Origin of the sequence: Wolbachia endosymbiont of Drosophila tristis (assembly GCF_028981745.1) — a bacterium.
Lineage (GTDB): Bacteria > Pseudomonadota > Alphaproteobacteria > Rickettsiales > Anaplasmataceae > Wolbachia > Wolbachia pipientis.
Genome location: NZ_JAPQLN010000077.1, coordinates 1 through 9,376 on the forward strand (window position 1 = coordinate 1; position 9,376 = coordinate 9,376).

At 32.9% G+C, this 9,376-nt stretch carries 3 protein-coding genes; all 3 read left to right on the plus strand.

What is annotated here, in order from left to right; translation table 11 throughout:
• Positions 1 to 428, plus strand: a 428-nt coding sequence (locus OZD64_RS02960; protein ID WP_274999268.1) for an ankyrin repeat domain-containing protein, incomplete at its 5' end; no start/stop codon positions are given.
• A 95-nt stretch (positions 429 to 523) separates the two neighbouring features.
• Positions 524 to 1,603, plus strand: coding sequence for an ankyrin repeat domain-containing protein (locus OZD64_RS02965; protein ID WP_174516910.1), 1,080 nt, complete (start codon positions 524 to 526; stop codon positions 1,601 to 1,603).
• A 372-nt stretch (positions 1,604 to 1,975) separates the two neighbouring features.
• Positions 1,976 to 9,376 (plus strand): ankyrin repeat domain-containing protein (locus OZD64_RS02970; RefSeq protein ID WP_274999269.1); only part of this gene is annotated, 7,401 nt, incomplete at its 3' end.

The following is a 9,376-nucleotide window of genomic DNA, read 5'->3' on the forward strand; positions in this document are numbered from 1 at the left end:
TTAATGCTAAAACTACTTCTAGTGGTACTACATCACTTCATGTTGCAGCTAAAGGTGGCTCCTTGGAAGTTGTAAAATCTTTATTAAAACATGGTGCAATTTATAACATCAAGAATAAAGAAGGTAAAGCACCACTTGATCTTTCTCGAGACCAGAATATTACTAACCTATTGAAATTAGTAGAAGAGCTATTTGAAAATGCAAAAAATGGTAATGTTGAAATTATCAGTAAGCTGAGAGCAATAAAACCCGATGAGCGCGTAGCTGTAACAAATGCTCGTGATGATCAAGGCAAGTCATTAGTCCAGGTTGCAGTAATCAATAAACACTCAAACCTTGCAAGTAGATTATTAGAAATATTAAAAAGTCCAGATCAGAGTTTACAAGATGTCAGCGTAGAAAATAGAGTAAAGAGTTTAAAGTTATAGCTCTCTTAAATGAAACTCTAATGAGGGTGCCAAGATCTAGAAAATATACAAAAATTTTGTTACAAAATAGTGAAATTTAGGAGGATTTTAAAAATATGCTAAATAATAATATTAACAAAGAATTAGAAAAAGCAGTCTATGAACGAAACTTAGAAAAAGTTAAAGCTCTTTTGTCTGCAGGTGCTAATGCTAACCTTAGAGTAGAAAGGAATAGAGATACGTTACTTCATACTACTAGTAGTGTAGAAATTACTAAAGAGCTTTTGTTAGGTGGTGCCGAAGTCAATTCAAGAAACATGTATAGTGAAACTCCACTACATTCTGCTATAACACTGGGGAAGGAATTAGAATTAGTTAGAGAACTTCTGAAACATGGTGCTGATGTAAATGCAACAAACCGTAAAGGCAATACTGCACTGAACCATGCTGTAAAAAAAAGTGGTAAAAATCTGGAAGTAGTTAAAGAACTATTAGAATATGGAGCTGATATTAATATAAGAAATCGTGAACGACGGCTTTATGATAATTGTTCCACATCTTTAGATAACGCTGTAAGTGATCTAGCATGCGCTAAATTGTTGATTAAATTTACTTTAGTAAGGAACTTCAATAAGGATTACGGAAAAATTATTGACTTATCTCCTTATAAAGGATGCAGTAATTACAGTAAATTATCAAGTTATCTAGATGACTGTGTTTGTGAAATTCTTCAAATGAAAACAGATGAAATAAAAGATAGCCTTCCACTATATGAATTTGTTACAAATAACTTCAACATACATGTACTATATAATAATCAATTATCTGTAAGACTAGCAAAAATTGATTATTCCATACGCTATCCTATATATAATGATATCATATTAGATAAGGTAAAACCTTTTTTAGAAAGAGCAGATTTGTTAAATAAGTTAAGTAAGATACAATTTTATACTAAATTAGATGTGGCAGATCAAGATGCCAAAGAAAAGAAAATTATTCTGGATCATGATTCTACATATAATATAACTGAATATCTATCTAATGATAACTTGTTAAACTTTATAGTAGCGTTTGATGATTCCAATAAACGTACTTTTCAATCTTTAAGTTCCTTAAATAATCTCGTAGAGCCTGGTACAAGACTTTATGAAACTTCTATAAGTAATGATACCAAACGTGCAAGATTAGAATAAATACATTTTTTGTCAGTACTAGAGTTTTTTATGAACAACAATTAGTCGTATGGTTCCAGAGAGGTGATACATAAGAGATTGCTATAATGCCAAAACACTAAACTTAGTGCTTTTTTATGTAAGTTGATCATCATTTCTCTTTGTTGTTTTCAAACGGGTTATTATTAGTAGGTGTTACTAAAAATTTAAACAACCAACACATTTCCCACACCCAAAATCAAATGTTGTGAAGGCTTTTCGTCCTGAAATTGCAGGATTAGTAGATATTCTCTCAAAAATATTTTATTAACAAAAGATGCTATTTTAATTTTTGCCATATTAAGTAAACTTTGCTATTCTAATACTGGTGTAAATATATCTCAGAGAGGGTTTATGCATGTACCTAAACAACAAACCAGTTTTTATCAAGAAGATAAACAGTTTTTATCACGTTCTTACACATCAAAAGAGGAGTTTATTAGAGAATATAAAAAGCTCTACCGCAGAAAAGCAAAAGCTGAAGAACTTTATCTCCTGGTTTTAACTGAACTCGAAGAGGCAATATCAGATGGTAATGTCGACAGCTTAAAAAAATTAAGCAATTTTATTGATTACATAAGTGATGCAGAAGATCAAGTAACTTTGAGAGACTATTATGATAATGCTAACAATCCTGTTAAGAGTACTAACTTAGTTATCTTAGCTTGTAAACACAATAAGGTAAAGATTTTAGAATACCTACTTGGCAATAATAGTAAAATTCTCAGTAATTTATCTGTTGGCATCAGAGAAACTACTATATTACCAGATGATGAGGATGAAACATGCCATAATGCGTTTTATTATGCTATACGTTCAGGTAATGTTGAACTTCTTGATACACTCATTAATAAATGGCCAGGTAATTATTTTGCTGTTCATTTCAGGGAATTAGATGAAATTCTTTCACGAGCTTATGAGGAATTAAAACTAAAGAACGTATTCTTGTCAGAAGAGATAGAAATTTTTGTTGAAAATAAGTTGATAAACCTCCGTTTTTTCTCTAGTGCTTCTGGACAAGATCAGAATGTGAAGAGTTATCTTAATAACATAAGAGAGCGGATTGAGTTAGTACTTCAAAATATTAGCCTGTTAAAGGCAGAGTATTCAAACACAGAAAAAGTAGATGAAAAGTTTTTATTCATAGCAAAATTTATTGCACAAAATATTCATATATTAAAGCGGCAGTTGAAATCAACCTACGATAGACTACCTTGGGAAGAAATGGAATTTTGTTTGATCAGTTTTGTTTCTTCTCACATAAAACGACAGGAAATGAATCTATTCTATAATGCCACATTGAATAAAAGTAAAATACTAGACCACTTGGAAAATTTTGCAAAGAAACTTAAAGAAGAAAAAGATATTATAGAAGGTGTGGACATTGGTAAATTTGCTGATCTCCCGAAGTTAAAACGTGAGAGGGTTGTTGCAGAGATCGTTAGCAATTATCCTCAATTTGGAGAGTTGTATAGCGATTATCAACAAATTAGGGATATTCATTCTTTAGAGAAAATAAGTGATTATATAAAGTTGGCATTATCAGCTAATCCTAAAGAAAGGGAAGGACAGTTAATTATTACAAGGGTTTTACAGGTTATTGGTGAATATTTAAAAAACACTCTAGAATCTCCCAAGTTATCTAGCACTACAAGCGAGCTTCTTCTACTATCATTACCAAAGAACACAAGAGAAGTCATTATAGATTTACGTAACTCACTATCACATGCTTACTCGCTCTCTAAAAGAACAGAGATTGAGGAAAATACAGATGTTAACTTTTTTATTGGTGTTCAAAATGATACTAAAAGAATCGATAATGTAATTACTGATATTCTTTACAATAACAAGATTAAAATAGTCATAATATTGCTAAAGAAAATTACCAGTAGTGAAAACTTAGACGAGATAAAAGAAGTTGCTGGAATATTTAGTAACGTTGAATTAGATGAAATGATTACAGAGAGTTTTAAAGTGATGGAACATGATAAGCTTGAAAAACTCATAAAAGAATTAAGCAATAATATAACTGAAAAGACGAATTATGAAAAGGAGCTGTTTAATAAAATTGATAACATAATCAATTTTGCAAAAACTAAATCAAAAAATATCAGAACTGATTATGTTACGGCGTTTATATCATTAAAGAGCTTAGATGTTGGTTTGAATGACAATAAGATTGACCATAATGTTATTAGAGGAATAAAATTCTTTGCTAATAAAACACTAGAGAATATTCCTTCCCAAATAGAGTCTCACAATCTTAAAGAAATAGCCGAACTATCAATGAAAATTTCTCATAGTGTTAGGTCAAGAATACAGGATGACAACCTTGATAAAGTAAATAGATTAACTTGTGAGATTTTTTACATTGCTGAACTTGGAACAGGTGACCTTAAATGGATTGAGGAATTAAGAAACAAGTTGAATGAGAAAGATTCGTTTATTCCTATACATAAACAAAGGAAGGCTTACAACATAACAGAAGAAAAATACAATAACCAGCTTGAACTGAAGTTATCTGAACTGAAAAGTATTTTGAGGAATAACGCATTAAGTGGCAAGTTAACTGAAAAGCTTCCTTCCTACAAGAGGAATAAAAAGTTGCAAGCAGTAGTAGAAATGCTTGTTCTGGATATAATGTCAATTTTAGGTAGATCAGAGAAGCATCTAGAAAACAATCTACTTTTTTTAGATGATAACACTCCTTTATTAACTGGAAAATGTTTGCGTAATCATTTAGCACACGATAATACCTTAGTTGATGTATTGTTATCTGATCCCTCAATAGCAGTTATCTTGAACGCTAAAAAACTTATTTCAGAAAATGTAATAAAAAGTAAGAAGAAAATTGGCAAGTCGGTAAGAGATGATCCTTCCAAGCTGAAAGATAAATACGATCAAAACCTTATCACTATTACTAATCAGGAAAAAATGTTTGCTGCGTTGGAAGAAGGAAATCTTGAAGACTTAAAGAGTTATCTCAAAAAAGGAGCAGACATCAATGCTAGAAGTATTAACTCATGGACTACATTACATTTTGCTGCTAAGGGACCTAGTCTTGAAATTATAAAATTTGTTCTTAATCAAAATTTAGACGTTAATGTTAAAGATATTAATGGTCAAAGCCCACTACATATTGCTGCTGCATATGGAAGGAAAAATATTGTGGAATTTTTTATAGGAAAAACAGGTGTATATGTTGATGATCTAGATAATAGTGGCAAAACATCACTACATATTGCAGCTAAAAATGGTCACAAAGATGCTGTTGAAATTCTACTAAAAAATAATGCTAATACTAATACCAAAGATATAGCTGGTTTTTCACCTTTACACTATGCAATAAAAAACAATCATATTGATGTTGCTAAGATTATGCTGGAAAAAGAAGCGAATGTTGACATCAACGAAACTATGGGTGGCTTTACTTCACTACATATAGCTGCAGAAAGTGGTTATCTAGGGCTAGTTAATTTTTTACTGAAAAATGAGGCAAATGTTAATGCAAGAAACGATAAGGAGGGAATACCATTACATACAGCAGCACTAAATGGCCACCTAGAAGTAGTGAATGCTTTAATTCTCAAAGGAGCCGATGTTAACTCCAGAGTTATAGATGGTTGTACACCATTACACTATGCAATAGAAAACGGTCATGAAAAGATAGCTAATATTTTATTGAAGCATGGAGCTAATGTTAATGTTGTTGACAAAACCTATAATAACACACCTTTGCACTACGCAGCAAAAGATGGACATGAGAAAATTGTTAAGGCTTTACTGACAAATAAGGCAAATGCTAGTATTGCCACTGTGGAAGGTATAACCCCACTACATTTTGCAGTGCAGAGTGGCCACTTGAAGATAGTTGTTGCTCTTCTCGAGCATGGGGTTAACATTCGCGCTAAAGATAAAAATAATGCTACGCCATTACACTATGCAGCAGAGAGTGGTCATAAGGCAGTTGCTGAGCTTTTAATAAAAAATGGAGTAGAAATCAATGATAAAGCCAATAATAATCTAACACCATTACATGTAGCTGCTCTGAAAGGTCACAAAGATATTATTGAACTCCTAATAAGAAATAAAGCTGAAGTTAGAGCTCAAGATATTAAGGGTAGTACACCATTACATGCAGCTGCGATGAATGGTAGCAAAGATATTATTGATCTTCTAATAAAAAATAAAGCTGAAGTTGATGCTAGAACTAATGATGGCATGACGCCATTGCATGTAGCTGCTCTAAGTGGACATAAAGACGCTATTGCTTTTCTAATCAAAAGTAAAGCTGAAGTCAATACTAGTGCTAATTATGGTCTTACACCTTTACATGCAGCTATTGTAGGGGGTCACAAAGATATTGTGAACCTTTTAATAAAAAATGAAGCCAAAGTTAATATGGAAGGTATTGCAGGTAGTACACCATTACATGTAGCTGTGGAGGAAGGTTATAAAGAAATCGTTGGAATTTTGGTAGCAAATAGAGCCAATGTTAATGTTAAGAGTAACAACCTAACACCATTGCTTTCTGCTATTAAGCATAATCATAAGGAAATCGTTGAAGTTCTTGTAGAAAATGGAGCTAGTGTTAATGCAGAAGGTGGTGAACCTTTATCATTAGCAGTGCTCGCTGGTTATAGGGATATTGTAGAGATTTTGCTAAAAAACAAGGCCCGTACTAATATGAAAGGTCCTGAAGATGCTACACTATTACATTTGGCTGCTAAAAGAGGCCACAAGGAAATAGTAAATGCTCTGATAGCAAGGGGAGCCAATGTTGATGCTATGACTATTAATAGTACAACACCATTATATCTTGCGGCACAAGAAGGCCATGAAGAAGTTGCTGAAATTTTGATAGCAAACAAGGCTAACGTTAACTTTGTAAATGTTGAAGGTGCTCCACTACATATAGCTGCAGGACACGGCCATGTTAATGTTATTGAAGTCCTATTAAGTAATGGAGCAAAAGTTAATGTTAAGGACAATAAGAGCAGAACACCTTTAGAATTAGCAGTTGCACATGGTCATTTGCAAGTGGTTAAAATGTTACTGCAGTATAAAAAAGTAGATATGAATGCTAAAGGCAATGATGATTGGACTATACTGCACATTGCTTCACAGGAAAGTAACTTGGAAATGGTAAAATGTCTAGTAGATGAAGGGTCTAATATTAATGCTAAAAATGCCTCTGGATCAAAGCCTATACACATTGCAGCTAGAGAAGGTTATAAAGATACTGTAGAGTTTTTCCTTAGCAAGGGGTTGAGTATTAATGAGCTTGGTACAGCTAACCAGACATTACTACACTATGCTGCAATGAAAGGTCGGTTAGAAGTTGTAAAGTATTTGATAGCACAAGGTGCTGACGTTAATGCTAAAGATATTAATGGCTTAACCCCTATGCATATTGCTGCTAATTTTGGTTATAAAGACGTTATTGAAGTTTTATTAAAAAATGGTGCAGTTTATAACGCTGTTGACAAGCTTTGTAGAAGACCATTAGAAATGACTAACGATAAAGACGTTATCAATCTATTAGCATCAACTGAGAAATTATTTGAGGCTGTAAAACGTAATAGCTCTTCAGAGGTTGAGAATTACATTAAAGCAGGAGCGTTTGTTAATGCCAAAAATGCTGATAGTGTAACACCATTATATTATGCTGCATGGAAGGGCTATGATGGAGTTGTCAATATTCTATTACAAAATAAAGCTAATCCTAATGTGGTTGGTAACAAGGGGTTTACTCCTCTACATTATGCTGCTAAGTTCTCTCACTTAAAAGTTGTAAAGGCCCTATTATCTAATGGTGCAGTATACAATGCTGTCTCTGACAGTGGGAAAACACCATCAGATTTTACTGTGGATAAAAGTATAACTAGCTTATTTAAACTAGTCAGTGAATCATTTAAAAAGGTTAAAGATGGTAATGCTCAAGTTATTAATGACCTAAATAAGATAAAGGATATTGATACAGTAAAAGCAGTGATGAGTGCTCGTAATAGAGAGAACAAAACGTTAGTAGTTGCTGCAGTACATAGTAACTTTTCAAAAGTCGAGCAGTTGAAGCAGATATCGCAAAGTGACGTATCCGCTCAGATTGATACAGCTTTAGTGCTCTTGAATCAAGGCAATTACCAAAAAGCCTTAAGTATTTTCAGAAGCGCATTTGAAAGAAGAAAAGAAATACTAGGACCAGACAATCCTGGTACTTTAGATATTCAGACATATATAGCCAAAGTGCTATATAAGCAAGGAATTTACCAAGAAGCTTTAAATATGCTTAAAGAGATTTTTCAGAAACAAAAAGAAATGCTGGATTTAAACGATAAGGATACTTTAAGTACAAGAAGTACAATCGCTTTAGTGCTGCATAGACAGGGGAAAGATGAAGAAGCTTTTAATATTTATCAAGAAGTCTATCAGAGACAAAAGGAAATACTAGGGTCAAATCATTCAGATACCTTAAATACTCAGTTTCACATGGCATTGGTATTAGATAAACAGGGAAAATATGAAGAAGCGTTAAATATCAATAGGGCAGTTTTTGAAAAGAGGAAAGAAACACTAGGTACACATGATCTAGCCACTGTGAGTGCCAAAAATAATATAGCAATGGTACTAGCTAACCAAGGTAAATACGAAGAGTCCTTAAAAATCTATAAAGAGGTTTTTGAAAAGAAGAAAATAATTTTAGGTATTAATCATGCTGATACCTTGAGAACGTTACATAACATTGCTGGGGTACTCTTCAATCAAAATAAATATCATGAAGCCTTGAAAGCTTTTCAAGAGGTTTTAAATATCCAGAAAAAAGCTTTACAACAAAATCACCCAGAAACCTTGAATACTCAATACAACATAGCAAATGTACTTTTTGCTCAAGGGAAATGGATCAGCGCACTTAAAGTCTACAGAGAAAGTTTTGATCAAAGAAAAGCTGTTTTTGGACCAAGTCATCCGAGTGTTTTAGATATTTTAAAAAAGATAGAGATGATTAATTTTAGATTTAAGCTTGAGGGTAGCGAAGCATCAGAGGTTCTCCAGCATCTGCAGAAAGATATCAACATTGCTGCTAGTAAAGGTGATATACGAACTGTTCAGCGTCTGTTAAAAGATGGAGCTGATGCCAACGATAAAGATATTGATGGAAGAACACCGTTGCATTACGCTGTTAGCAATGGACACATAGATATTGTAAACATCTTACTAACAAATGGAGCTAATGTTAGTCAAGTTACTAATAAAGGTAATACACCATTACACACTGCTACTTCCAAATGTTACAAAGAAATTGTTGAGGTTCTGTTACAACATATCAGTCGTGATAAATTAAATGACTTTGTTAATGCTAAAACTACTTCTAGTGGTACTACATCACTTCATGTTGCAGCTAAAGGTGGCTCCTTGGAAGTTGTAAAATCTTTATTAAAACATGGTGCAATTTATAACATCAAGAATAAAGAAGGTAAAGCACCACTTGATCTTTCTCGAGACCAGAATATTACTAACCTATTGAAATTAGTAGAAGAGCTATTTGAAAATGCAAAAAATGGTAATGTTGAAATTATCAGTAAGCTGAGAGCAATAAAACCCGATGAGCGCGTAGCTGTAACAAATGCTCGTGATGATCAAGGCAAGTCATTAGTCCAGGTTGCAGTAATCAATAAACACTCAAACCTTGCAAGTAGATTATTAGAAATATTAAAAAGTCCAGATCAGAGTTTACAAGATGTCAGCGTAGAAAAT

Excerpts from the sequence above, each read along its gene's own strand:
- OZD64_RS02965 (WP_174516910.1), top strand. The coding sequence starts at position 524 with ATGCTAAATAATAATATTAACAAAGAATTAGAAAAAGCAGTCTATGAA.